Origin of the sequence: Candidatus Spongiihabitans sp. (assembly GCF_965237845.1) — a bacterium.
In the GTDB taxonomy this organism is placed as follows: Bacteria; Pseudomonadota; Gammaproteobacteria; order Arenicellales; family Poriferihabitantaceae; genus Spongiihabitans.
Map to the genome: position 1 here is coordinate 361,404 of NZ_OZ250154.1, position 21,991 is coordinate 383,394.

The window sequence follows — 21,991 nt, forward strand, 5'->3', positions numbered from 1 at the left end:
CTGGAACTTATTGTGTCTAGCCGATTATATTACAAGGCGAATCGAGTTAATATCGAACCTGAGTAACAAATATCAGTGACGTAGCAGAGCCCATGATACAAACCAACAATTATAGTAACGGCCATTGGGTCGCTGGCGAAGACAGCGTACCGAATATCAATCCTTCTGACACCCGCGAAACTATAGGCGAATTTGCACAGGCCAGTAGTGTTCAGGTCGGGAAAAATCCCGGTGGCGCAACGCGCACAAAAGACCTGGGCGGCCAGCGAACTTGAGCAACGCTATAACGCATTAAATGGCCATTGGTACAACAATAATGAATCGATCTGTGTTGTGTCGGGAACAGATTCAGCCCAGTGAAACAGTACGAATATGAAAAATGAATTAGCCGAACTGCAAATGCTGTTAATGGATCAGCAGCGTTCATTAGAAAGTTTGAGCGAGCAACTTATCGCTCAAGCCGACAAGGTTTTGGTGTTGGAAAGGAAAATTGAATGGCTTCAATCCAGGCTAGAGCGGTTTAATGAACTTGCCGATCAGGATAAACCAGCAGGCGATGAAAGACCGCCGCATTATTAATCAAAATTAAAAAAGGGTCATGACAACTTAATCGGCGCCCTTATCAATGACATTATTTAGCGTCGAATTCGCTCAATCAATTCCGTGGTTGAGCGTTGAAATTCAAATTCGATTGAATGCACGGCACCTCCCCAGCCAATCACTTCTGCGCCACCGACGATTTTTTCAACCGCCCAATCTCCCCCTTTCACCAGCACCTCGGGCTTGATAGCCATAATCAGTTGCAGCGGCGTGTCCTGCTCAAACCAAACCACGGCATCGACGCTGGCCAAAGCGGCCACCAATGCCATTCGATCGTCTAATTGATTTATCGGTCGATTCGCGCCCTTGCTCAGGTCCTTGCTCAGGTCCTTGCCCAGGCGTTGCGCCGAGCTATCGCTGTTTAACCCAACAATCAGTGAAGCCCCGAGTCGGGCGGCGCTTTGCAAATAACTGATATGCCCACGATGCAGTATATCGAAGCAGCCATTGGTAAACACCAATGGACGCGCCAGCGCGCCAATCCATTGTTTAAGCTCGATGCCGGTGGCAGACGGACAAATTTTCTGCTCATATGTTGGTCGGTTAGCCAATTCGATTAGTCCTGAGTAAATTAAACCGGGTAAATAATCTCAGCAGGGAAAGTTATTCGGGCTCGATGTATTCGAAAACGTCAAAGATGCGTGTTATTCCACGCACGGTTTTTGTTACATCGAATGCCGCTTCAGCCTCTGCCTGCGTCACCAAGCCTAACAAGTAAACCCCACCACGTTCGGTGACGACTTTGATATTGCTGGAGGGCACATTGTCGGCGCGAATAAGTTTGGACTTAACCTTGCCGGTAATATACGAGTCATTCGCCCGGCTGGTTAGATTGGTTTTGCCAGACAGATCCAACAAGTTGACCACTTTCTTTGTTTGTACCAGCTGTTCGGCTAATGCGGTGGCGTGCTGCCGCTGCGCGTCGCTATGCACTTCTCCGGTCAATAGCACAATACCGTTAAAAGCGACCACGCTGATGTTTTCCGCAGTGCCCAACTGTGCATCCGTTGAATAGATGTTGCGCAGTTTTACTTCCACGAAATTATCGTCAATGATTCGACCAGCGGTACGCCGTTCAAGTGCCAGATCAATGGCTGATATCGCGGCGGCGCCGAGAAAAACTGGAACGCAAGCGCTTAGAAATTCCAGTGAGACTACAATGAGCAGACTCAAGGAAAGGATTTTTAACGAGACTTTTCGGTTATAGCGTAGGTTGACCATGGTTGCACTCTCTCAGTGGGTTTAGTCGCAGGGTTTAGTCGCAATGGGTTAGTCGATTATTGGGTAGCTGCGGGAGATTCCCGACCAGCAATAGTGTATATCCATTTGTCCGAGTCTTTGCGAATAATTTTAAACAAAGTCGCGCAACCCGACCGGGCCTCGCAGGACCTCGCATAACCTGGCACCGCTCGACAATTAAAAGGCATCGCGTATCCACTGGATTTTGTAATTCGCCGATTGGCCACTCACTGCAACAACGTCGAATCGGCAACCGTCGAATTCTATTGAATGATTTTTCTGCAGGAATGTCTCAGCGGTGCGCCGAAGTTTTTGTTGTTTGTTGGCATCGACGCTCTGTGTGGCGCCGCCAAATACCTCATTTTTACGATAGCGCACTTCGACAAAAACCAGATCATGTTGGTCCATCATTATCAAATCAATTTCCCCATACATGGCGCGGTAGTTTTTTTCTACGAACGTTAATCCATTGGATTGCAAATATGCCAGTGCGGCCGACTCAACCTGTTCACCGCGTCGTAGATGAGCCGCTTTCACTTTTTACGGTTGCTGTTGCGCTAATGGGTCGATCGGCTCTGCCAACCCGGATACAAACTTTGCCCATGCCGGATGACGCACAACGCTGCCGTCCTGGTCAACACTAACCGCCATAGCCCGACCGAAAAACCGCTCCAGGTTTTTGCTGCGCAGTAAATTTAGACGCGGGATGAGCTGGTAACTTTGTATTCCAAGGGCGTATAGACGATTTAATGTTGAGTTTTGATATGGATTGCGCGTCTTGTTCGCGGATTCTTGCGCTTCGTGTTCAGGATTATTGAGGTCTGAAATTTTATCGCGCACTGGGTTTGTTGTTGTCAATGAGCCGCTATTGCCTTGAACAAAAGCAGTCTCATTAACATTAACATTGCGGTCCCCATGTTCCGCTGTCGAGGTTTCCTCATGCTTAACTTTGGGCGCCGTTTTCAGGGCAGATTTCAGAGCCCGCTTTTCGGCAACTTTTAATTTATAGCGGGATACGCCTTCCAGCATCCATTTCATATCACCGAATATCAAGCCATCAAGATCAGCATCTAAAGCCGGGTTGGGGTTGCCGCTATACACATATGAAGTTGCGTATATGGGCAGGTTGTGCGCCTGGAAGAAACGCAGTTGCGGCACGACCAAACGGGCTTGATCCGCATTCGCTGCAAGAAAAAGCATATCCATATCATCATTTCGCCGCGGCGCGAATTTTAAATTGGTGTCTATCTGAGCTTCCAATAAACGCGCTCTTGCAATGCTTTTATCCAGTCCAAGGAATTTTTGAATAATCCTTGTGTAGTCCGAAATATCATTAGGAAACGACTTGTTTTTGACGACGGTGCCGCCTAACAATTCCCATTGGGAAACAAAGGCATTTGCCACCCGTTCACCCCATTTGCTCTGGCTGCGAAAAACCGTCGCCTGCCGGCGTCCATCCGCAAACGCCTTGTCGGCAATTTGCCGAGCTTCTTTTTCGGGAGATAAACTTATACCGAATAAGTTATCCGCTCTGCTCTCTGGTGGAACTTCCGCAATCAACAATGTTGTGATTTCCGGTTGTCGGGAGGAAAGCAACGCATCTGCAGCCTGTCTTCCGAGCGGACCGACAACAAAGTCGGCGCCTTCATTTACCGCTGCCTGGTAATAAAATGATGATAGATACGGTTCTTCGCCAACATCATACAGAACGACCAGGGGAGGGTTCAACGAAATATTATTGCTGTGCGCCTGCATAAAGCCGTCATAAAATGCACCAGCGACAGTGCCATAAGGGGAGGTAAGAGGTAACAATAATGCGATCTGCCGGTATTCATCACGCTCACCCCGTCCCGCATACTGAGCGAGCAGTTGAGATTGGACGGGATGGTCAGGATAGGCTAACCGCCAATGCTCTAAATCGACATCAATATACGTTCGCGTGGTCGTTTCCATGGTGTTGGCGAGGGCCAGCCAGCCGTCCAGATGTGGATTGAACAGGTTCTCTCTCAACAAGGAAACTTGTAACGCATCCATGGTTCGCAACAGCTGTAATATTTTTTGTTGATTTTCGAGTTGTTCTGCATTGCCAGCAACATCGCCCGTTAACAGATCGATATCAAGCAGCGCCGCCGTGGCATCGAACGGATGACCCAACGCAATTTGGGCATTGGCTAAAATAGACAGAGCCTGTTTTTTAGTTTCAATATTTTGTATTTGGTTGTAGTCAAGCACGCTCAATAATTTAATAGCACGCGCATATTCGCTAGCTGCTTCGGCCAGCTGGGCATGAATTATTTGTAGGGAAAAACCCTCATCGAGTGTGAGAGAGTAATCCATCAGTATTTCAACCACCGACTGGGCGGTGAAATTTTGACCTTGATGGATAAACGCATTGATGGCACGGATGAGTAATGCGGGCGCTTCCCGCTCGGTCACGACTTTCGAGTGCTCAAGCAGCTCCCACGGGTTATCAGCGGCTATAATTTGCTCACCATTTTCGAAGGCATGGGTAATGACTTCTTGTTCTTCGACTGGGCTGGGTTGTGGTTCAGGCAATGATTCTTCCAAAACCGCCTCAGGGTTTGTGGCCGATGAAGAGACCTGGGGTGAAGAGACGGGCAGCGTTGAACAATTGACCACTGTTAGACACACCAAACTCAAGACTAATATCCGTGGGCTTAATGTCCGGCCTAATGTGCTTGGGAGTGAGCATGACACTTTCCACGGCCTCAGGTCAAATAATCTGGCTGGCAATCTGGACGGACACGCTATTTTTAATGACCGTATTTTATCGCGCTCCTTTTTACATAAGCCCATAGTCATCATCTTGCAGTAGTCATATTGTTGTATTCTAAAACATAAAGAAGCGGTTTTCTTGCTCTGATAACGCCAGGATGGCAATATTCGGCGTTGCCTTGAATATAACGCAAAATACGAAACCATTCGATGAACAGCAAAACCGGCAGTCTGTTTGTAGTAGCGACCCCCATAGGTAATCTCGGTGACATCACTGAGCGGGCGATTACCGTGTTAACACAGGTAACCTTAATTTTGGCTGAAGATACCCGCCATGCTGGAAAACTGCTGTCCCATTTCGGAATTTCAACCAAAACCAGATCATTTCACCAACACAATGAACCCGCGCAAACCCCTAAAATCATAGGGCGATTGCAAGCAGGCGAGGATATTGCCCTGGTCAGCGATGCCGGAACGCCGCTTATCAGTGATCCGGGATTTCGTCTGGTGCGTGCAGCGAGAACAAATGGAATCATCGTTTCGCCCAGTCCCGGCGCCAGCGCCCTTACCGCCGCCTTATGTGCATCCGGGGTGGCCACGGATCGGTTTTGTTTCGAGGGGTTTTTGCCTGCAAAATCCCAACAGCGCCTTCAACGTCTGCAGAAACTGCGTAATGAGAATCGCACATTGATATTTTATGAATCCAGTCACCGCATCATAGCATCGCTACACGCCATGGCGGAGAGCTTTGGGCACAACCGGGAGGCAACGATTGCCAGGGAGATCAGCAAAAAGTTTGAGACATTTTACTTTGGCGGTATCGCCAGCCTGATTGATCAAATGCAACAAAACCCGCGTCACCAAAAGGGAGAGTTTGTGATCGTGGTTTCGGCAAGCGAGGTCGATGATTCGGATTCAGACTGGGATGGCGCAATCCGATTGCTGAAATCGCTTATCGTTGAGATGCCCGTTAAAACAGCCTGCAAAATTGCCGGTAATACATTCGGCGTCAATAGAAATAAACTCTACCGCGTAGCGCTTGAATATAAAAAATAGTGATTCATGTATCATTAACGCCAACCCATACAAGTGCTTGCGTTGGCGCACCGGATGGGGTCTGAGCGGCAGCTTCGCCAACCACGCCATCCTGCTGGAGGGCAAGATCCGCTTCTAGGGACACTGCCATCAAGATGTCTTAATACCGCAACGGTTGCTTTGACATAATGGTTTTGGCGGCATGCGCGATTTGCTGGCATTATGGTATTATTGTTGCCCCCCATAATTCGTTACACGATAAATGCATCCACAAACGCTCTACGACAAACTTTGGCAACAACATGTTGTGCATGACCAGGAAGATGACGTAACGCTCATTTATATTGATCGCCATCTGGTTCATGAGGTGACCTCGCCCCAGGCCTTTGCAGGCTTGCACTTAGCCAAACGCAAACCCTGGCGTATCGACTCGATGATTGCGGTGCCGGATCATAATGTGCCCACCACTGTGGACAATTCTGAAATGGATGATCCGATATCCCGGCTTCAGGTGACGACATTGGATCAGAACTGCCGGCATTTCGGTATCACCGAATTTGTCATGTCTGATCCCAGACAAGGCATTGTTCATGTTATCGGCCCGGAGCAAGGCGCCACATTGCCGGGCATGACCATTGTGTGCGGCGATTCTCACACCTCCACCCACGGCGCATTCGGTGCATTGGCTTTTGGTATTGGCACCTCCGAAGTGGAGCATGTCATGGCGACCCAATGCCTGAGGCAGCGTAAATCAAAAAATATGCGAATCTGGCTGCAGGGAGAATTGCAAATCGGGGTTACCGCCAAGGATTTGGTGTTGGCAGTGATTGGTGAAATTGGCACTGCCGGAGGCAGTGGTCATGCGATTGAATTTGCCGGGCCGGCGATTGAGTCATTAAGCATGGAAGGGAGAATGACGGTGTGCAATATGGCGATCGAGGCCGGCGCCCGCTCCGGGATGATCGCGGTTGATCAAGTCACCTTGGATTATTTGAACGGCAGACCATATGCACCCAGTGGCGCATTATGGGAGCGCGCCGTGCAAAGCTGGAAACAATTGCATAGCGATGAAGACGCGGAATTTGATCTCGAAACAACTATCGATGTCAGCGCGCTTCGGCCGCAGGTGACCTGGGGAACATCGCCACAGATGGTGGTTGGCATTGATGATATTGTGCCAAACCCTGCGCATGAGTCCGACTCGGTGATGCGAGAAGGCATGGAGCATGCGCTGGTGTATATGGATCTTGAACCCGGCACGCCGATAAAAGAAATCGACCTTGACCTGGTATTTATTGGATCATGCACCAATGGTCGGATTGAAGATTTACGGAATGCCGCAGCAGTCGCTCGGGGCAAGCAGGTTGCCGGCAATATAAAACAAGCGCTGGTTGTTCCCGGATCCGGTTTGGTTAAGCGACAGGCTGAGTCAGAAGGTTTGCATCAGGTGTTTATCGATGCCGGGTTTGAATGGCGCAATCCGGGATGTTCGATGTGCCTGGCAATGAATGCCGACCGATTACAGCCCGGCGAGCGCTGTGCATCGACCTCGAATAGAAACTTTGAAGGCCGGCAAGGGCAAGGAGGACGAAGCCATTTGGTTTCCCCTGCTATGGCGGCGGCGGCCGCTATCGCCGGTCATTTTGCTGACCCGGGCCGAATGTAACTATGCAGAAGTTCACGATACTCGAAGGCATCGTAGCGCCCCTGGATCGCGCAAACGTGGACACCGATGCGATCATTCCAAAACAATTTCTTAAATCAATTCAGCGCACCGGGTTTGGCCCCAATTTATTTGATGAATGGCGTTACCTGGATCATGGCGAGCCGGAAATGGACAACGCCGCCCGCCCGCTCAATCCCGACTTCGTGTTAAATTTCCCACGCTACAAAGACGCCAAAATTTTGCTTGCCAGAGAAAATTTTGGCTGTGGCTCGTCGCGCGAGCACGCGCCCTGGGCACTGGAAGGCTATGGCTTCCGGTGCATCATCGCCCCAAGTTATGCCGATATTTTTTTCAATAATTGCTTTAAAAACTCGATATTGCCGATTGTTTTAAGTGACAAGGCGGTGGCAGAATTATTTATTCAGGTGGAGAAACAGCCTGGATATGCCGTGCAGGTGGATCTTCCAAACCAAATCGTGACGTTGCCCGATAAGACCGCGATTGCTTTTGAGATAGATGCTTTTCGAAAACACGGCTTGTTAAACGGGCTGGACGAAATTGGATTGACCCTGGAAAAAACGGAAATGATTAAACGATATGAGCAACAGCGCAAGGTCGAGGTGCCTTGGTTGTTTGGTTAAGGGCTATTGGTTTAGCGTTGCTTGTTTGAGGCTGTTGGCAACAAATCTTATTGAAAACCCTTGTTTTTCATTAGGTGAATAAGGTATCTTGCTCATTCAGTCAAATGGGTATATTGTTTCATTATAACTAATTAACGTATAACAAACTGTTCAAGATAAAGGGACACAAACATTAATTATTAAAATCACCTAACTAAACACTCAAGCTGACGGGCAAAAACAGCCCGCCGTTTAGTTTTAATGCTATATGCTTTGACAACCGAGTCGTTACGCGTTACATTTCCTTCGTGATTAGAAGCTTCAGACACAAAGGGCTGGCAAAATTTTTTGAAACTGGCAATACCGCAGGTATCCAGAATCAGCATGCAAAAAGGCTTCGTTTAATTCTCGGTAGGTTGCATGTGTCTATTCAGCCACAAGATATGGGTTTGCCTGGATTACGGCTTCATGCGCTTTCTGGCAAACGAGCTGGTATTTGGTCGGTTTGGGTAAGCGGCAGTTGGAGGATTACATTCCGCTTTGAAAACGGGCATGCCGAGACAGTCGATTATGAAGATTACCATTAGGTGAAATTATGCAAATGTTTAATCCCCCTCATCCTGGAGAAGTACTTACAGCGCTTTGTCTTGAGCCTGTCGGTATTTCTGTTACCGCTACAGCGAAGGCTTTGGGCGTTAGTCGTAAAACACTAAGTTCTATTTTAAACGGTCGTTCGGGTGTTAGCCCAGAAATGGCTATTCGTCTATCAATTGCTTTTGATACCTCCGCAGAAAGCTGGCTTAATCAACAGTTGCAATACGATTTATGGCGGGCAGAAGAGCACCGCAGTGAGCTTAATGTTCAAAAAGTTGTTGCGTCTTTAAGTCAAACTAATCAGCGTATAACAAGTTAATCCAGCCTACAGCGTCGGCTGATTGAAGCGTTGTGCGGCTGAAGAAACGAGATGAATAAGTTGTGCTTTTTGTCGAATTTGACGAATACCGAGTGTGTTGCCTGGGTTCAGGCCGTTGGCTCTATCCTAGCAATAATCGTAGCAATATGGATAACTAAACGCCAAGCTAACCTACAGCACAATAATGCACTAAATTTACACAAAACGGAAATGATTAAACGATATGATCAGCAGCGCAAGGTCAAGGTGCCTTGGTTGTTTGGCCCAAACCCGCCCGATGCGGAGACAACCGCTTGAATCTTAAATGATAACGAAAATTGCGTCTGCAATGGCGGTGAATTCACCGCTTCTTGCTTTATGGGTAAAAGTTATTTTTCGTTGCTTTACCACACTCGCGGAAAAGTTATCCAAGTAAAAGTTGATGTGTCCTTGGAGTAGGGCGGGATTACGTTTCAGTTTCCACGAGTTTTCGAATTCCTGCGTGTCCGCCAGAATCATAAACAGCCGATTGGATGCATCAAACCGCATCTCACCTTGTTCTTCGTAGAGATTTGTCAGTAATTCTTCTGGGTTTTTCGCGCAACCATTGACAAGTTTCATCGAAATTGGCGCTGACCCTGCAAGGTTTTTTTGCATTTATGGTTGCTTGATGTCTTTATCCTTTCGGTAATTTCATATGCGATGTTTTTTGGTTTGGCTGTGTTGTCAAAACATATGTTGTTTTTCCGCGCCACGGATTTGAGCTCGGCTAATTCATCTTTCAGCCCTGCCTGTTTTCTTTTGTGCTTAACATAGTTTGCCGGAAGATAAGTCACCTTTAAGTCAAACGGGATGTCGTCAATGAAAAAATCAACTTTTTTGATATTGCCGACCACCGGCAGAACCTTGTTGTGTTGCCGAAAAATATTTTCGATGAGTATGGTTGACCAATGGTTATACCAACTGCATTTAACATAGCCGCTAACCGCTTGGGGGATTTCGGTTTCCAACATTCTTTGTATGATTTCATATGAATCATATGTTTTTATGTAACGATCAACAAGAAACCTGTCCAGGGCGTTACTGTAATCCCCGCCCCAGGAAAAGTGTTGCATTTTGTGAAGTTCAGAAGCGATTTTTTCAAGATATTGGTGAGATCGTGCGGGCGCGATTGATCTCATATATTGGTAAGATTAGTGTGGGATTGGTTGAGGTCAGTTAGCAGTTCTGTATAAAGGCGAGTGGATTGCTCTTTTAACGTTTTCCCGACAAGATGCGGATGGTTCAATTGACAATAAGCGTCAATCAGTTGTTTTCGAGTTATCGCTTTGATCTTAATCCACAAAAGGCCCTCGGCGGACTCGGTGACTTTGTCCATTTGGTTATCATCGAATAATTTCTTATGGTAATCAAACTTTTCCATCTAACTGCAAACCATCAGATATTCACGGCTGCCGGAAACGGACCCTTTGCCGCCGCGCGAGGTTGCGTAGGCTTTTTCCTCGACGCGAACCGATTTATGGCGTTTCGCCATGCTTACCAACGTTTCGATTTTTGGCAACGAGCGGTCATTGTAACTGATTAGCCAGTGCGGGATTTCATCGGAGAGAGCGAACAATTTACGAAAGGAATCTTCAATTTCAGATGCTTTGTCAAAACCGCTGTGTCGGGGTGGGTGGTAACGCTGGTTGCGGTTGATAAATTTTTTGTCGCTATCTCCCCAACTTTCCACAAAAGTCTCAAGCAGATGGTAGAACGCTTGGTAGTCAGCGTGGCTGTTGCAATAAGGCGGGTCGTAGTAGGCAAGGTCGACTTTATCGGTCTGCAACTTCGGCAGAAGATCCAGGATGTTTTCCCGATAACTTTTATTCTTCTTGCCGTTGTCAAAAATTGCGGCGTTATATTTCGGCAGCAACTCAACAAACAAATCTCGAATTGGCCGGACAATGCTTGGATTACGTTTTATGCGTGCGGGGTCTTTGGCATATGAGAGTGCCCGCAGATGTGCAAAGTGCCCCATGATTGTCTTACGGGTCAAACTACGACACATGATCGCCAGGGCAAGCGAGCGTTTATGAGGACAGTCAAGCAATTCGACATTGGCACGGAAATCGTCTAGGAATACGCATTCATCTTCAAGGAAAAAAATGTTTTTGAAACGTAGCATGGTATCGCCGCGATTTTTATTTTCGCAAAACAGCATATCTAAATCGCCATCCGTCAGTACTGCCTGTTTGTTTTCGACCAGCGCGACTCCTTGTATGTGACAGAAACCGAGAAAATCGTTTGAACGAACCGTGTAATTGCGTTTTTTCATTTCAAAAGAAAAAGATTGGGATCCCGAAAATCCGTCTAACACCGTATCTATGCCTACGGGAATAAACTCGCAGAGCCAAGGCAGGAGTTTGTATTTCGCGCCAAGGTACTGTGACGCTGGCATTCGGCGATCAATGTTTGCCCATCGGGCGCGGTCAATATCTGTGGCAAAATCGATTTCAAGGTTGGTTTGCCACATCGCAATCACCTCTCTAAATTCCCTGCCAACTCGCCGACAAAGCGGTGCACGTTGGCAACAATCGCATCCTTTCCGGATTTATTCGCGATTCCCTCCGCAATCCGGTCAATGAGCGCCGACCCCACCACCACTGCGTCAGCGACCGCGGCGATTTGGGTTACCTGCTCGGCGGTTTTGATGCCGAAGCCCACGGCGATGGGCAGGTCGGTGTGTTGCCGAATGAGGGCGACGGCCTGTTGCACATCCGGCTGGTCGGCCGAGCGGGTGCCGGTTATGCCGGCGATGGAAACATGATATACGAATCCAGAGCTGTTTTTTAATACAATGGCAAGCCGCTTCTGGTCGCTGGTTGGGGTGGTCAGCCGAATCCAGTTTAATCCGGCAGTCAGACAAGGGTGGCAGAGTTCGTCATCTTCTTCCGGTGGCAGATCAACAATAATCAGGCCATCCACGCCGGCGCGAATGGCGTCATCCAGAAACCGTTGATTCCCATAATAGTAAATTGGGTTGTAGTAGCCCATTAATACGATGGGCGTTTGCTCATCCAGTTGTCGAAATTGGGTGACCATATCCAGGGTTTTACCTAAAGTCATCCCGCTTTTTAGCGCGCGCAGACCAGCTAATTGAATGGCCGGGCCGTCGGCCATGGGATCGGAAAACGGCATGCCCAATTCAATGATGTCGGCTCCGGCAGCAGGCAAGCCGTTAAGAATTTTTTGCGCGGTATCGGCATCGGGGTCGCCGGCGGTGGTAAAAGTGATTAAGCCCGAGCGTCCTTCGGATTTCAGTTTTGCAAAACGTTTTTCCAGGCGCTGGTTGCTTCCACTCATAACTTTACGCTCATAACTTGACGCCTAGGGCTTCGGCCACGGTGAACACGTCCTTGTCGCCGCGGCCGCAGAGGTTCATGACAATAATTTTATCCTGCGGCATTGCGGGCGCGATTTTGGCAACCTGGGCCAGCGCATGGGCCGGCTCCAAGGCAGGAATGATGCCCTCGGTACGGCAACACAATTGAAACGCATCCAGTGCTTCTTGATCGGTAACAGAGACATATTGCACTCGACCGACTTCATGCAGCCACGAATGTTCGGGTCCGATGCCAGGATAATCCAGGCCAGCGGAAATAGAATGCGCATCGCAAATCTGGCCATCGTTATTTTGGAGCAGATAAGTGCGATTGCCATGTAATACCCCCGGCTTGCCGCCACTCAGGGAGGCCGCATGCTTTCCGGTATCGATGCCATGACCAGCGGCTTCAACGCCGATTATAGATACGGTTTCATCGTCAAGAAATGGATGAAATAGCCCAATGGCATTCGAGCCGCCGCCAATGCAAGCCAACAGGGTGTCCGGCAGCCGTTTTTCTTTTTCAAGAATTTGTTGTCTTGTTTCCCGGCCAATCACGCATTGAAAATCTCGCACCATTTGCGGATAAGGATGGGGGCCGGCTACGGTGCCTATAATATAAAAAGTGTCCTCGACATTTGATACCCAATCGCGCAATGCTTCATTCATGGCATCTTTCAAGGTCGCGGTCTCGCTAGTCACCGGGATGACCTCAGCACCCAAAAGTTTCATACGAAATACATTCGGCGCCTGACGCTTGATATCCGTTTCCCCCATATACACCACGCAGGGCAAATCGAATAAGGCGCAAACTGTCGCGGTGGCAACGCCATGTTGGCCAGCACCGGTCTCGGCAATGATGCGCCGTTTCCCCATGCGTTTGGCCAGCAAAATTTGTCCAAGGGTATTATTAATTTTGTGCGCGCCGGTGTGATTCAGTTCATCGCGTTTGAAATAAACTTTGGCGCCACCTAATTCCCGGGTCAGGCGTTCAGCAAAATAAAGAGGACTTGGCCTGCCGATGTAATCCTTGGCGTAATAATCCAGTTCGTGAAGAAAATCCGGATCATTTCGATATTTATTGTAGGTGGTTTCCAGATCGAGAATAAGCGGCATTAAGGTCTCGGCAACAAATCTGCCGCCGAAAATTCCGAAGTGCCCGCTATCGTCCGGGCCCGACCGAAATGATTCTGGTTCAGGATTGCCCGTTAAGTTTCCACTGGCGTTGGTCATGTCAAATAATTATTAAAAACAAAAACCGGATTATACCGCTTCAAATAAGAAAAGGCCGGCTGTGTACAAGTTGTACTTGCCCGCTTGCAGGAAGTTATAGTCACTGTCCTTCTAACTATTATCCCGATGGAGATACGGGGGCTTCTTAATGAACACAAAACGCAGACTATGCAAATATCTTACTTGGTTTTTGTGGTCAATGTCGATGGCTGGTGCAGCAACGGCGGACATGGTTACCGAAATCGGTGCGGGCGAGGGGGTTGTTGACATAAACTAATCTCTGGGCTAGACTTCTGTTTCAGCGCCGATTTGATTATCAGCTTGCGGGCGCTTAAAAATACGGCTAAAGAGTCGCAGAATCAAGCCTGCTTTTTGCAATTACTGGCAAATCTCAATAGTAAAAGCTGGAAGCGGGTTTTTTTATGCCCGCGTCAATAATATGCAGATAATGTTGAGGCGCGAAAAATGTCAATACAGTCACAAAAATACCATCGTCAAACTACGGCAATACGATTCGGTCATCGGCGGACTGCTGAGCAGGAGCACAGCGAGCCGATCTTTACGACATCGAGCTATGTTTTTGAAAATGCGCAACAGGCAAGCGACCGGTTCGGTGGCGAACAACAGGGTAATGTTTATTCCCGATTTACCAACCCCACCGTCGCCGGATTCGAAAATCGCCTGGCTGCTATGGAGGGCGCGCAATATTGTGTTGCCACTTGTTCGGGTATGGCGGCAATCTCTGGTTTGGTGCTTGCCTTGCTCAGTGGTGGCGATCACATAGTCGCATCAGTCGGCTTGTTCGGATCGACAGTGTCGCTGTTTACCAAGTACTTTAGTCGATTCAATATCAAAACCACCTTCGTTAGTTTGACCGATACAGCACAGTGGAAAGGTGCAATCCGACCCAGTACAAAGTTGATATTTTTGGAAACCCCGTCAAACCCGCTTTGCGAAATCGCCGATATTGCTGCCATCGCACAAGTTGCCAACCAAGCGGGAATATTGCTCGCAGTAGATAATGTATTTTGCACGCCAGCGCTGCAACAGCCATTGTCACTGGGCGCGCATATCGTGGTCCATTCTGCGACTAAATACCTTGATGGACAGGGCCGTTGTGTGGGCGGTGCATTGGTGACCGATGATGAAAAAATCTACGATGAATTGTTCGCAATGTTACGCACTACCGGGCCGTGCATGAGTCCGTTTAATGCGTGGACCTTCAGCAAAGGATTGGAGACGCTGGAATTACGAATGAAACAACATTGTGAAAATGCGCTGACCGTGGCGCAATGGCTGGAGGCTCATCCGGCGGTAAACCGGGTTTACTACCCGGGGCTTGAATCCCATCCCCAGCACAAATTGGCGAAATCCCAGCACAGCGGATTTGGCGGCATCGTTTCATTTGAAGTCAAGGGGGTGAAGCACGAAGCCTGGGAAGTTATCGATGCCACCGAGTTCATCTCCATCACCGCAAACCTGGGCGACGCAAAAACCACGATTACCCATCCAGCGAGCACGACCCACGCAAGAATCACGCAACAGCAACGTGACCGCGCGCGAATAACGGATTCATTGATTCGAGTTTCGGTGGGTTTGGAGCATGTCGATGATATAATCGGAGACCTGAAAACTGGCCTGGATAAAATTGCGCCGACTCGAACAAAAGCGACGGGGCGCTAAATTCACCAATCACGGAAATTCCTGCACCATATTTCTTTGCACAGCGGTCGGCTTGCGACGGCTTGGAATAACGTTTCAACTCTTGGAATATTACCTGGCCGCCAATTTTCCTGTTGTGCCCAACGGCTTAGCACTGCGATGTAAATGTCCGTGACGCAAAAACCGCCGGTTAACAGGAACGCACCCGAAACACGCTGTTCAACGACAAGCCATCGCTGACGCCAAATTTCTTTAACTGTTTTTCGAACCGATTCGGGACCGGTGGATTGCGGTGAAAATCTTTCTGGATAGTCAATAATTTCAACCATCGGATAAATCTCAGTAGCGAGAAATACCAGCCATCGCAATGCCTGACCGCGTTCTGCGCTTCCAATTATGGGTAGCAGGCAGTTATCTGAATGGGTTTCCAACAACCACAGAATGATGACAACGGATTCTGTGATGACAGTGCCATCCGGACATTGTCATGCGGGCGCCTTGCGCCGAGTTCCGCCAGAGTCATCTCGACTGCGCACGATCCGCAGCCCAAACTGCCATACAGTTGATACATCTTAATTTGAATAATATTTTAAGTTTCGATACTGTGGTATCCGACTAACATAAATTTCCGCAGCGTGTTTCACGCCCTCAACCTCTTGGTCAGTAAGCTCTCTGACAACCGTGGCCGGGGCGCCTAAAATCAAGGTTCGATCCGGGAATTCCTTGTTTTCCGTAACCAGGGCATTCGCCCCAACCAAGCAGCACTCCCCGATTATTGCGTTATTCATAATGACACTGCCGATGCCAATTAAACTGCCGGTTTTAATGTGGCAGCCATGCAGCATACTGCCGTGCCCGACCGTGACATTGTCTTCAAGCGTAAGCGGCATGCCCGGGTCGGTGTGCAAAACACTGCCGTCCTGAACATTCGACCGATTGCCAATGTGTATCAATTCGTTGTCACCGCGCAGTACCGCATTGAACCAAACACTGGCCTGCTCGCCGATGCGCACCAGGCCGATGACATCTGCGCTGGGCGCGACGAAACTACTGATCGCTATTTCCGGTATTCGATCGGCAAGCGTGTAAATCATGGGCTACATACCGCCTACATAAGCAACGGCTTATCAACATCCTCAACCAGTTTACTCTGCTGTCGCCATTTCGTTGTCATTAACTGTGACAGTTTTTCCACAATCGTTTGCTTTTCAGAGTATTCGATCAGAATAAGCTCGGCATCGTTTCGTAACGACATCAAATAATCATCGCTGGTTTGCAGTTGGTCAACCAATCCAAGTTCCAATGCCCGGGTGCCGAGCCAGTGTTCTCCGGTGGCCACTTTATCCACATCCAGACTAGGGCGTTGGGATTTTACAAAACTCTTGAACAGCTCATGGGTTTCTTCGAGTTCCTGCTGCATTTTGGCGCGACCCTTAGCCGTGTTTTCGCCAAACAGCGTCAACGTGCGTTTGAATTCTCCGGCATACAATTGCTCAAAATCAACATCATATTTTTTCAGGAGACGATTTAGATTGGGTATTTGTGCAAGCACGCCAATAGAGCCGATGATTGCAAATGGCGCAGCAATGATTTTATTAGCAACACAGGCCATCATATAACCACCGCTGGCCGCCACTTTATCAACAGAAATAGTAAGCGGGATGCCTTGATCACGAATGCGTTGTAATTGAGATGCGGCTAATCCGTAACCATGCACCGTTCCACCGCCACTTTCCAATCGAACCAGGACTTCATCTTCCTTGCCGGCGATGGTTAGCAATGCGCTGATTTCCTGGCGCATGTTTTCCACATCGGTGGCTTTTATGTCGCCGTCGAAATCAAGTACAAATAATCGTTTTTTCTGGGGTTTCTCAGCCGTGTCAGCCTCTTTTTTAGCTGTCTTTCCGGCTTTCTTTTCGGCCCTGGCCTGTTGTTTCGCTTTTTTCTTGTCGGCCTTCATTTTCTGCTTTAATCCCGCCTCAGTTAAGGCTGCGGAGGCAATGGTTTTTTCCATTTCCTCGTAGCGGGTGTTGAGGTGAGTTATTTCCAATTGTTTTTCCGTGGTCTTCTTTTGACGTATTGCCAGGGAGATAACGCCACCCACAACGATCAGTATTGTGGCGGCAATGGTGATGGCTTTGGCCAGGAACAGGCCGTATTCAGCGAGAAATTGCATATTAGTTTAGTAGCCCTTTTTTGAGTTTGTGCTTTTGTAAATTGAGACCTTTGCATAATTACCGGAAGTGCGGCTTTAGCCGCGCAAGATGATTGCCGATGGCGGGACTAAAGTCCCACTTCCGATAGTATTTTGAATTATGCAAAGGTCTCAAATTATTGCTTTTATGGTTATCCAGTAATTCTGGACCAGGTATCGCGCAAAGTTACAATGCGATTATAAATCAGATTTCCCGCGCTGCTATCCTTATCGGCGTAGAAATAACCCAGCCGTTCAAACTGGTATCGGACATCCGGTTTCGGCGATGCCAAACTGGCTTCCAGCTTGCTATGTGGCAGTATATTCAGGGAGTTTGGATTGAGCGCCTGTTTGAAATCCCGACTCTTGTCGGCTTGAGGATGGGCTTCCGAAAAAAGCCGATCATAAAGCCGAACTTCCGCCTCGACACAATGATTAGCCGATACCCAGTGGATAATGCCTTTCACTTTGCGGCCTTCAGGCGGGCGGCCGCGACGCGTATCAGGGTCGTATTGACATCTTAATTCCATGACCTCGCCAGACTGGTTTTTAATCACCTCGGCGCAGCGAATAACAAAACCATAGCGCAGACGAACTTCCCGGTCGGGGCCAAGACGGAAAAACTGATCAGGCGGGCGTTCCATGAAATCATCTTGTTCGATGTAAATTTCCCGGCCCAGGGTGATGGTGCGCGTCCCCATGGACGCATCTCGCGGATGGTTAGGCGCTTCGATTTCTTCATACTCGCCTTCCGGGTAGTTTTCAATGACAACTTTGAGCGGCCGTAAAACCGCCATGACACGAGGCGCAATGGGCTCCAAATCTTCGCGAATGCTGTTTTCCAAAACGCCCATTTCGATAACATTGTCTCTTTTGGTAATCCCGACGGCGGCGATGAAATTTCGTACCGACGCGGGGGTAAAGCCGCGTCGCCGTAATCCGCAAATAGTCGGCATTCTCGGATCGTCCCATCCCTGCACGTTTCCGTTTTCCACCAATTGAGTCAGTAGGCGCTTACTCGTTACTGTGTAGTTGAGATTAAGACGGGAAAACTCGATCTGTTGCGGATGGCCAGGCGCGGAAGTGTTGTCCAGCAGCCAGTCGTACAGCGCACGATGGTCTTCAAACTCAAGAGTGCAAAGCGAATGGGTTACACCCTCGATGGCATCGCTGAGTCCATGGGTAAAATCGTACATCGGATAGATGCACCAGGCATTACCGGTGCGTTGATGATGATGGTGACGAATACGATAAATAACCGGATCGCGTAAATTGATGTTTGCAGAGGACATATCAATTTTCGCGCGTAAAACATGTTCCCCGTCTGCAAACTCGCCAGCGCGCATTTTCGCGAACATTTCGCTGTTTTCATCACTACTTCGACTGCGATAGGGGCTGTCCTTTCCGGGTTCGGTCAGGGTGCCTCGATATTCCCGAATTTTTTCGGCGGTAAGGCTGTCCACATAGGCAAGCCCTTTTTCGATTAACTCAACAGCGAAACTGTGAAGTTGATTAAAGTAGTCCGATGCGTGGGCAATACTGCCCCATTGATAGCCCAGCCAGCGTACATCTTGTTCGATGGCGGTGACAAATTCCGCTTGCTCCTTTACCGGATTGGTGTCGTCGAAGCGCAAGGTGCATTTGCCGTTATACTCATCGGCGATTCCAAAATTCAACCAAAGTGATTTGGCATGCCCAATATGCAAATAACCATTTGGTTCGGGCGGGAATCGCGTAACAATGACATCATGTTTCCCCGCGCTCAAGTCTCGGTCAATTATTTGACGGATAAAGTTGGTTGGTTTGGTGGTGTCGGACATGAAAAAAGTGGGCTTGATAACGGGTGGTATGACAATGGGTGGTATGACAATGGGCGGTTTGACAATGGGCGGTTTGACAATGGGCGGTTTGACAATGGGCGGTTTGACAATGGACGGTTTGACAATGGACAGTTTGACAATGGACGTGGAGTATAGCGAATTTCAAGCGGTTAGGCATTGGTTGCATTGTCAGTCTCATTTCGACCGAGACCACATGCTTCTTGGGGACAGAGTATGGATGTTGTCAGTATTTTTCCATCATCCTTAAACTCTCTGATAGAGAACACGACTTTCTCCATCAGTGTCACCCGTCCGCTCATCAACCACGCCAGCAACCTCTCACATATGTACCATCTTGCCTATAATAACCATTTTATTTGCTTATCTTATTTTTCCACGTTTCAGTTTGCGAATATTGTCAATCCCGGCCAGCGTACATCTTGTTCGATGGCGGCGACAAATTCCGCTTGCTCCTTTACCGGATTGGTGTCGTCGAAGCGCAAGGTGCATTTGCCGTTATAATCATCGGCGATTCCAAAATTCAGCCAAATTGATTTGGCATGCCCAATATGCAAGTAACCATTCGGTTCTGGCGGGAATCGTGTGACAATGACATCATGTTTTCCCGTTCTCAAGTCAGGGTCAATTTTTATGCAATAGCCGGGTCAGGATGTTTTCATAACATGCCGACAATAGATCTAGGTCTGCGGTCGAGACCTGTTCATTGATTTGGTGGATGGTGGCATTGATTGGACCAAACTCTACCACCTGCGCCCCGCTGGGCGCAATAAAACGCCCATCCGAAGTGCCGCCAGTGGTTGACAGGGTTGGCGAGTAGCCCGTAACCTCGGTGATGCTTGCCACGACCGCATCCACCAATGCGCCCGGTTTGGTTTGGTATGGATAACCGGGCATTCCCCACTGGAGTTCAAAATCCAGGTTGTGCTGGCATAAAATTGCTTCGACTTGTTTCTTTAATTTGATGTCGGTTGTTTGCGGGGAATAGCGAAAGTTGAAATCAATTTGAATTTCACCAGGAATAACGTTCAATGCGCCGGTTCCGCCGTTGATATTGGACAGTTGGAAGCCGGTAGGCGGAAAAAATCCGTTGCGCTGGTTCTCGTCCTGGTTTTCATCCTGGTTCTCATTCTGGCCCTCGTCCTGGTTCTCATCTTGGCCCCATCGCCTTGAAACCAGATCGGCGAGTGCGGGCAGGGCGGTGTGCAGCGGATTTACGGCGAGATGGGGATATGCGATGTGGCCCTGCTTGCCTCTGATTATCAACTTTCCGTTGATTGAACCGCGACGCCCGACCTTTACGGTATCTCCAAATGTTTCCGAGCTGGTGGGTTCGCCGACGATGCACATATCGATCTTGACATTCCGGGAATCCAACTCAGCGATCACCGCTTTGGTGCCCCATTTGGCGATGCCTTCCTCGTCGCTGGTGATCAACAAGCCGATTGTGCCGCGATAATCCCCGCCACTATGATTATTATGAGTTTCAAGAAAACGCTCGCACGCGGTTACGAAACAGGCGATGCTGCCTTTCATATCCGCGGCGCCTCTGCCATGCAGCATGCCATCCTGTATGGCGCCGTCAAAGGGCGGAATCGACCATTGCTCTAATGGCCCCGTGGGCACCACATCGGTGTGTCCGGCAAAAACCACCAATGGCTTTGTTGGCTTGTGATTTTCAAGCCCTCGAGTTGCCCAAAGGTTGGTCACATCGTGGAAGTTGATTTGCTCGCAAGTGAAACCGATTGCAGCCAGACGCTGTGATAATAGCTGCTGACAACCCGCATCATTGGGCGTTTCTGATTGCAGGCAGACCAAGTCCCTGGCCAGTTCTATGGTGGCTGAATGTGACATCGTTGCAATGGGGTGGCTAAAGTTTTATTGTGTGCATATTGTAACGATAAAAAGCGAATAATGAATCACGGTATTTCCGCCGTATTTTCGCCTTGGCGATAAATAATCGGCGCAAACAATGCAGCCAAAATAGATTAAAATAAGCCGATGAACAAATGGTTCAAAACATCTTTAGGGTATTCCATTATTAACCAGGAAAAAGAGAAATGCACCCAATTAGTCCCGTCCGGATACTATGCGCGCAGTCTGCAGATCGGGATGCCCTGGGCAAACTATTTCGAAGGAATAGAAGTGTCCTCACGATTTGTGATCGACACCCACTATCAGGCTCAATTGACCAACGGGCAGCATGAAAAATCATCTGGCGTTAGGCGCCGGGCTATCGATCCGGCTGTGCAAAATGCCCATGAAAAAAATGAGCAATGCCATTACGCCGTTTCAGCCAGCGCCGCATTGCCGTTTCCCGAAAAAACCCATGATTTGGTCATATTGCCGCACACGCTGGATTTTTGTCCCGACCCGCATGAAGTTCTACGGCAAACCAGTCAGATTCTGGTTGCCGAAGGCTGTATCGTGATCATTGGATTTAATTTAATCGGCTTTTACGGCATGATAAAATTATTCACACATCATAAAAAAGACAGGCATAAAAAAGACGGGCATAAAAAACAGGCGCCCTGGGATAATTATGACGATAGTCATGCCGATGGTCATTACTATCGGGTGGGTCGGGTGCAGGATTGGCTGGCGCTGCTTGGATTTGATTTGGTGGGCGCAGCGATGACATGCTGGCAGCCACCCGTGCAATCCGACAAATGGCGGGACAAGTTGGCGTTTATCGAAAAAGCCGGAGAGCGCTGGTGGCCGGGGTTAGGTGGGGTATACGTGATTGTTGGTCGGAAACGAGAAATGGCAGTGACCGCATTGTCGAAAAGTGCCCGAACATGGCATAGACTCATCCCCGGTATGGCTCAGCCCATATCCCAGCGGGCCGCAAGAATTGGCTTGAAGCTGGTCACAAAAAACTGATACCGGCTTGTTTGACATGAGAGTTCAAT

The 21,991-nt window shown here is 48.7% G+C and carries 25 protein-coding genes, 1 pseudogene and 1 riboswitch; of the genes and pseudogenes, 11 read left to right on the top strand and 15 right to left on the bottom strand.

All coding sequences use genetic code 11. The features are described from left to right. Positions 1-92: 92 nt before the first annotated feature. Together ACPXXB_RS01755 and ACPXXB_RS01760 are read left to right on the top strand one after the other, a co-directional pair. On the top strand, positions 93-275 hold the full coding sequence (locus ACPXXB_RS01755; RefSeq protein WP_423908650.1) for a hypothetical protein: 183 nt from the start codon (positions 93-95) through the stop codon (positions 273-275). A 97-nt stretch (positions 276-372) separates the two neighbouring features. Then, on the top strand, positions 373-579 hold the full coding sequence (locus ACPXXB_RS01760; RefSeq protein ID WP_423908652.1) for a SlyX family protein: 207 nt from the start codon (positions 373-375) through the stop codon (positions 577-579). Positions 580-635: 56 nt separating this feature from the next. Here the strand turns inward: ACPXXB_RS01760 and ACPXXB_RS01765 are convergent, their stop codons facing one another. The 4 genes from ACPXXB_RS01765 to ACPXXB_RS01780 all read right to left on the bottom strand — a co-directional run bounded on the left by ACPXXB_RS01765 (position 636) and on the right by ACPXXB_RS01780 (position 4,395). Further along, complete coding sequence (locus tag ACPXXB_RS01765) at positions 636-1,157, bottom strand: adenylyltransferase/cytidyltransferase family protein (RefSeq protein WP_423910867.1); 522 nt, start codon at positions 1,155-1,157, stop codon at positions 636-638. 46 nt (positions 1,158-1,203) lie between these two features. Next, on the bottom strand, positions 1,204-1,821 hold the full coding sequence (locus ACPXXB_RS01770) for a BON domain-containing protein (protein ID WP_423908653.1): 618 nt from the start codon (positions 1,819-1,821) through the stop codon (positions 1,204-1,206). Positions 1,822-2,016: 195 nt separating this feature from the next. Beyond that, the gene (locus ACPXXB_RS01775; RefSeq protein ID WP_423908654.1) at positions 2,017-2,376 is read right to left on the bottom strand and encodes a YraN family protein; all 360 of its coding nucleotides are present in this window, start codon (positions 2,374-2,376) and stop codon (positions 2,017-2,019) included. Between the two features lie 3 nt (positions 2,377-2,379). Beyond that, entirely contained in the window at positions 2,380-4,395 is a 2,016-nt protein-coding gene (locus ACPXXB_RS01780) for a penicillin-binding protein activator (RefSeq protein ID WP_423908656.1), read from the bottom strand. On the opposite strand from ACPXXB_RS01780, the gene ACPXXB_RS01785 reads away from it, so the two are divergent. Next, positions 4,352-4,675, top strand: coding sequence for a hypothetical protein (locus ACPXXB_RS01785; protein WP_423908657.1), 324 nt, complete (start codon positions 4,352-4,354; stop codon positions 4,673-4,675). The two genes, ACPXXB_RS01780 and ACPXXB_RS01785, sit on opposite strands and share 44 nt — an antisense overlap. 110 nt (positions 4,676-4,785) lie before the next feature. Further along, on the top strand, positions 4,786-5,631 hold the full coding sequence (gene rsmI / locus ACPXXB_RS01790) for a 16S rRNA (cytidine(1402)-2'-O)-methyltransferase (protein ID WP_423908659.1): 846 nt from the start codon (positions 4,786-4,788) through the stop codon (positions 5,629-5,631). A gap of 4 nt (positions 5,632-5,635) precedes the next feature. Here the strand turns inward: rsmI and ACPXXB_RS01795 are convergent, their stop codons facing one another. Beyond that, positions 5,636-5,761, bottom strand: a complete 126-nt coding sequence (locus ACPXXB_RS01795; RefSeq protein WP_423908661.1) for a hypothetical protein — start codon at positions 5,759-5,761, stop codon at positions 5,636-5,638. A gap of 111 nt (positions 5,762-5,872) precedes the next feature. On the opposite strand from ACPXXB_RS01795, the gene leuC reads away from it, so the two are divergent. The 4 genes from leuC to ACPXXB_RS01815 all read left to right on the top strand — a co-directional run bounded on the left by leuC (position 5,873) and on the right by ACPXXB_RS01815 (position 8,809). Beyond that, positions 5,873-7,276, top strand: a complete 1,404-nt coding sequence (leuC, locus tag ACPXXB_RS01800; RefSeq protein ID WP_423908663.1) for a 3-isopropylmalate dehydratase large subunit — start codon at positions 5,873-5,875, stop codon at positions 7,274-7,276. A 2-nt stretch (positions 7,277-7,278) separates the two neighbouring features. Then, a complete protein-coding gene (gene leuD, locus ACPXXB_RS01805) occupies positions 7,279-7,917 on the top strand; it encodes a 3-isopropylmalate dehydratase small subunit (protein WP_423908665.1) in 639 nt (212 codons plus the stop codon). Between the two features lie 287 nt (positions 7,918-8,204). Next, the gene (locus ACPXXB_RS01810) at positions 8,205-8,483 is read left to right on the top strand and encodes a type II toxin-antitoxin system RelE/ParE family toxin (RefSeq protein WP_423908667.1); all 279 of its coding nucleotides are present in this window, start codon (positions 8,205-8,207) and stop codon (positions 8,481-8,483) included. A gap of 8 nt (positions 8,484-8,491) precedes the next feature. Next, the gene (locus tag ACPXXB_RS01815) at positions 8,492-8,809 is read left to right on the top strand and encodes a HigA family addiction module antitoxin (RefSeq protein ID WP_423908668.1); all 318 of its coding nucleotides are present in this window, start codon (positions 8,492-8,494) and stop codon (positions 8,807-8,809) included. A gap of 300 nt (positions 8,810-9,109) precedes the next feature. Here ACPXXB_RS01815 and ACPXXB_RS01820 read toward each other — a convergent pair whose 3' ends face one another. From ACPXXB_RS01820 to trpB, 5 genes are all read right to left on the bottom strand, one after another. Beyond that, entirely contained in the window at positions 9,110-9,409 is a 300-nt protein-coding gene (locus ACPXXB_RS01820) for a hypothetical protein (RefSeq protein ID WP_423908670.1), read from the bottom strand. After that, positions 9,406-9,903 carry a hypothetical protein gene (locus tag ACPXXB_RS01825; RefSeq protein ID WP_423908671.1) on the bottom strand — a complete coding sequence of 166 codons (498 nt, stop codon included), beginning with the start codon at positions 9,901-9,903 and terminating at the stop codon, positions 9,406-9,408. Before ACPXXB_RS01825 ends, ACPXXB_RS01820 begins: the two co-directional genes overlap by 4 nt. A gap of 308 nt (positions 9,904-10,211) precedes the next feature. Further along, complete coding sequence (locus ACPXXB_RS01830; RefSeq protein WP_423908673.1) at positions 10,212-11,303, bottom strand: DNA adenine methylase; 1,092 nt, start codon at positions 11,301-11,303, stop codon at positions 10,212-10,214. Between the two features lie 5 nt (positions 11,304-11,308). Next, positions 11,309-12,133: a tryptophan synthase subunit alpha gene (gene trpA / locus ACPXXB_RS01835; RefSeq protein ID WP_423908675.1), complete on the bottom strand. Its 825-nt coding sequence runs from the start codon at positions 12,131-12,133 to the stop codon at positions 11,309-11,311. Between the two features lie 10 nt (positions 12,134-12,143). Beyond that, positions 12,144-13,385 (bottom strand): tryptophan synthase subunit beta, encoded by a 1,242-nt coding sequence (trpB, locus tag ACPXXB_RS01840; RefSeq protein WP_423908677.1) that lies wholly within the window; start codon positions 13,383-13,385, stop codon positions 12,144-12,146. 291 nt (positions 13,386-13,676) lie between these two features. Then, positions 13,677-13,753: riboswitch (SAM riboswitch) on the top strand. A 97-nt stretch (positions 13,754-13,850) separates the two neighbouring features. Between trpB and ACPXXB_RS01845 the strand changes: the two genes are divergently transcribed. After that, entirely contained in the window at positions 13,851-15,068 is a 1,218-nt protein-coding gene (locus ACPXXB_RS01845) for an O-succinylhomoserine sulfhydrylase (RefSeq protein ID WP_423908679.1), read from the top strand. Positions 15,069-15,070: 2 nt separating this feature from the next. On the opposite strand, the gene ACPXXB_RS01850 is transcribed toward ACPXXB_RS01845, so the two are convergent. From ACPXXB_RS01850 to ACPXXB_RS01865, 4 genes are all read right to left on the bottom strand, one after another. Then, a complete protein-coding gene (locus tag ACPXXB_RS01850) occupies positions 15,071-15,478 on the bottom strand; it encodes a hypothetical protein (RefSeq protein ID WP_423908680.1) in 408 nt (135 codons plus the stop codon). Between the two features lie 141 nt (positions 15,479-15,619). After that, positions 15,620-16,141, bottom strand: coding sequence for a gamma carbonic anhydrase family protein (locus tag ACPXXB_RS01855; protein ID WP_423908682.1), 522 nt, complete (start codon positions 16,139-16,141; stop codon positions 15,620-15,622). Positions 16,142-16,155: 14 nt separating this feature from the next. After that, on the bottom strand, positions 16,156-17,223 hold the full coding sequence (gene sohB / locus ACPXXB_RS01860) for a protease SohB (protein WP_423908683.1): 1,068 nt from the start codon (positions 17,221-17,223) through the stop codon (positions 16,156-16,158). Between the two features lie 170 nt (positions 17,224-17,393). Next, positions 17,394-19,061 carry a glutamine--tRNA ligase/YqeY domain fusion protein gene (locus ACPXXB_RS01865; protein ID WP_423908685.1) on the bottom strand — a complete coding sequence of 556 codons (1,668 nt, stop codon included), beginning with the start codon at positions 19,059-19,061 and terminating at the stop codon, positions 17,394-17,396. On the opposite strand from ACPXXB_RS01865, the gene ACPXXB_RS01870 reads away from it, so the two are divergent. Continuing rightward, on the top strand, positions 19,060-19,329 hold the full coding sequence (locus ACPXXB_RS01870) for a hypothetical protein (protein WP_423908687.1): 270 nt from the start codon (positions 19,060-19,062) through the stop codon (positions 19,327-19,329). The genes ACPXXB_RS01865 and ACPXXB_RS01870 overlap by 2 nt on opposite strands. A 148-nt stretch (positions 19,330-19,477) precedes the next feature. Here the strand turns inward: ACPXXB_RS01870 and dapE are convergent. After that, positions 19,478-20,933, bottom strand: a pseudogene (dapE, locus tag ACPXXB_RS01875) (succinyl-diaminopimelate desuccinylase); the annotation flags it as partial. Positions 20,934-21,080: 147 nt separating this feature from the next. Between dapE and ACPXXB_RS01880 the strand changes: the two are divergent. Then, a complete protein-coding gene (locus ACPXXB_RS01880; protein WP_423908689.1) occupies positions 21,081-21,962 on the top strand; it encodes a class I SAM-dependent methyltransferase in 882 nt (293 codons plus the stop codon). The last annotated feature ends 29 nt before the right edge of the window (positions 21,963-21,991 follow it).

Excerpts from the sequence above, each read along its gene's own strand:
- ACPXXB_RS01755 (WP_423908650.1), top strand. The coding sequence starts at position 93 with ATGATACAAACCAACAATTATAGTAACGGCCATTGGGTCGCTGGCGAA.
- ACPXXB_RS01760 (WP_423908652.1), top strand. The coding sequence starts at position 373 with ATGAAAAATGAATTAGCCGAACTGCAAATGCTGTTAATGGATCAGCAG.
- ACPXXB_RS01770 (WP_423908653.1), bottom strand. The coding sequence starts at position 1,821 with ATGGTCAACCTACGCTATAACCGAAAAGTCTCGTTAAAAATCCTTTCC.
- ACPXXB_RS01785 (WP_423908657.1), top strand. The coding sequence starts at position 4,352 with ATGACTTCTTGTTCTTCGACTGGGCTGGGTTGTGGTTCAGGCAATGAT.
- rsmI (WP_423908659.1), top strand. The coding sequence starts at position 4,786 with ATGAACAGCAAAACCGGCAGTCTGTTTGTAGTAGCGACCCCCATAGGT.
- ACPXXB_RS01795 (WP_423908661.1), bottom strand. The coding sequence starts at position 5,761 with ATGGCAGTGTCCCTAGAAGCGGATCTTGCCCTCCAGCAGGATGGCGTG.
- leuC (WP_423908663.1), top strand. The coding sequence starts at position 5,873 with ATGCATCCACAAACGCTCTACGACAAACTTTGGCAACAACATGTTGTG.
- leuD (WP_423908665.1), top strand. The coding sequence starts at position 7,279 with ATGCAGAAGTTCACGATACTCGAAGGCATCGTAGCGCCCCTGGATCGC.
- ACPXXB_RS01815 (WP_423908668.1), top strand. The coding sequence starts at position 8,492 with ATGCAAATGTTTAATCCCCCTCATCCTGGAGAAGTACTTACAGCGCTT.
- ACPXXB_RS01820 (WP_423908670.1), bottom strand. The coding sequence starts at position 9,409 with ATGAAACTTGTCAATGGTTGCGCGAAAAACCCAGAAGAATTACTGACA.
- ACPXXB_RS01825 (WP_423908671.1), bottom strand. The coding sequence starts at position 9,903 with ATGCAACACTTTTCCTGGGGCGGGGATTACAGTAACGCCCTGGACAGG.
- ACPXXB_RS01830 (WP_423908673.1), bottom strand. The coding sequence starts at position 11,303 with ATGTGGCAAACCAACCTTGAAATCGATTTTGCCACAGATATTGACCGC.
- trpA (WP_423908675.1), bottom strand. The coding sequence starts at position 12,133 with ATGAGTGGAAGCAACCAGCGCCTGGAAAAACGTTTTGCAAAACTGAAA.
- trpB (WP_423908677.1), bottom strand. The coding sequence starts at position 13,385 with ATGACCAACGCCAGTGGAAACTTAACGGGCAATCCTGAACCAGAATCA.
- ACPXXB_RS01845 (WP_423908679.1), top strand. The coding sequence starts at position 13,851 with ATGTCAATACAGTCACAAAAATACCATCGTCAAACTACGGCAATACGA.
- ACPXXB_RS01855 (WP_423908682.1), bottom strand. The coding sequence starts at position 16,141 with ATGATTTACACGCTTGCCGATCGAATACCGGAAATAGCGATCAGTAGT.
- sohB (WP_423908683.1), bottom strand. The coding sequence starts at position 17,223 with ATGCAATTTCTCGCTGAATACGGCCTGTTCCTGGCCAAAGCCATCACC.
- ACPXXB_RS01870 (WP_423908687.1), top strand. The coding sequence starts at position 19,060 with ATGAAAAAAGTGGGCTTGATAACGGGTGGTATGACAATGGGTGGTATG.
- ACPXXB_RS01865 (WP_423908685.1), bottom strand. The coding sequence starts at position 19,061 with ATGTCCGACACCACCAAACCAACCAACTTTATCCGTCAAATAATTGAC.
- ACPXXB_RS01880 (WP_423908689.1), top strand. The coding sequence starts at position 21,081 with ATGAACAAATGGTTCAAAACATCTTTAGGGTATTCCATTATTAACCAG.